This is a genomic window from Sphingobacterium sp. IITKGP-BTPF85 (assembly GCF_001006065.1).
GTDB classification, from domain to species: Bacteria; Bacteroidota; Bacteroidia; order Sphingobacteriales; family Sphingobacteriaceae; genus Sphingobacterium; species Sphingobacterium anhuiense.
Genome location: NZ_ASZT02000294.1, coordinates 1 through 1,607 on the forward strand (window position 1 = coordinate 1; position 1,607 = coordinate 1,607).

General features: G+C 33.5%; 2 protein-coding genes. One reads left to right on the top strand and one right to left on the bottom strand.

What is annotated here, in order from left to right; all coding sequences use genetic code 11:
- Positions 1–75 precede the first annotated feature (75 nt).
- The gene (locus tag L950_RS25245; protein ID WP_021190418.1) at positions 76–462 is read left to right on the top strand and encodes a hypothetical protein; all 387 of its coding nucleotides are present in this window, start codon (positions 76–78) and stop codon (positions 460–462) included.
- 24 nt (positions 463–486) lie between these two features.
- On the opposite strand, the gene L950_RS25250 is transcribed toward L950_RS25245, so the two are convergent.
- A complete protein-coding gene (locus tag L950_RS25250; RefSeq protein WP_021190419.1) occupies positions 487–1,089 on the bottom strand; it encodes a helix-turn-helix domain-containing protein in 603 nt (200 codons plus the stop codon).
- Positions 1,090–1,607 lie beyond the last annotated feature (518 nt).

The following is a 1,607-nucleotide window of genomic DNA, read 5'->3' on the forward strand; positions in this document are numbered from 1 at the left end:
AGGACGCAAGTGGATTCAATAAATTAACAATGAATAGATCTGATGACTCAAAATCAATTGCAAATATTAAAATTATTGGAAGAACTTCCTGACTCATCAGACTTTGAGTTGGTTCCTGCTACTTCTTTACAAATCACTGTTTTTAAAGAACGTGCTTTTACGAAAAAAGTACCTGAAAATGTGATTTCGCAATTGATTGAATTATATGAGGTTTCCGATGGATATGTTAATCATATGGTTATAGGCTTTTTTAATTGTGATGATGAAACTGTATTTGAGTGGTGGGATGATTATCAAGAGCTTTGGATAGGGCAAAGAGATTTTAATACATTACGTTGGGCAGACGGTAAGTTCTGTTTAGGTGATGCCTCTAGTATTAGCTATGACGAATCTTATGAATCACCGACTCTAGTAGGACTTATAGAAATATGTAGAAATGAAATGTTGAGAGCGATCGATTAAGCCGTTGGGCATGATAAACATTCGTCAACCCTTTTTATCAATACTTTCTTTTTTAGGTTTGTATTTTATGTAGGTATTTCTGCCATCAACAATTACGACTTCCAATCTTTTGTTTTTTACTTTAACAGCACGACTCAATGCATCAGTGAAATCTGAACTCGTCCAAGTTTGATTTTGTAATTTATTGCAATTATTAACTATTTCCTCTAAGGTTCTGGCTTTGTCGAAAAACTTTGTGTTTTCAATCACGGCATTCAATGTCGATGCAGAACCTGATCCCGGTGGGATAGGAGGTATCACTTTTAGTACCTTGTCCCTTCCTTGAATTTCAGAAGGTTGTAAATCTAAATTAGAATAACTTGTTTTAAAATTTTTGGTCTCGCTCTTTGGTAATTCACTCTTAAGTTTTTCCGCAACCAGTGTAAAATAATTAGCAATTTGATACAAGACTTCTTCTGTGTACTTTGAATCACTGTTACTACTTTCAATATGACCTATATATTTTGGATTCTTTTTTAAGTATTTAGATAGTTCTTCACCAGTGATATCCAATTCAAGCCTTATATTTCTAACAATAACTATAATCAACAATTCGAAAGGGGTAATATAGCATTGACGTTTCTCCATATCTAAAGAAGTCGAAATACCTTATAAATATTTTGTGATGCGAATAATTTGTTTTTATAAAATATCTTATGTACTTTAGTGTAAGATTTTAAATCAGGATATTGATTTGAAATACTGGTATTTAAAATAAGAGTCTTGCGATCACAATTTCTCACGCCGTAGCGCAGGGCAGTAGTTTAAAATACCCATGTCTTTTCTTTGTATTGCAAATCGTATATTTGCGTATATAAGATGGATATGGGCCTACTGTTAGTCCGTGTTACGTAAGGCGTGAGAACTGATAAGTGATCACGGCATGTAGTCCCATATTCATCAATCTACCGGCCCTAAGACTCGTTAATTATAAAACGAGTTATGAACAGAAAACAAACCACCAAAAACATTATCAAGCCGGCAGATTAGATCTGTTGCGCAAAGTCACTATGCTGACTATCCATTCAAAATGCAATCACGAAGCCGATTTTTAACCTTGATGTAGACCAATAATTGCATTTTTTCATTTTATTTTTTAACTATTG

Excerpts from the sequence above, each read along its gene's own strand:
- L950_RS25250 (WP_021190419.1), bottom strand. The coding sequence starts at position 1,089 with ATGGAGAAACGTCAATGCTATATTACCCCTTTCGAATTGTTGATTATA.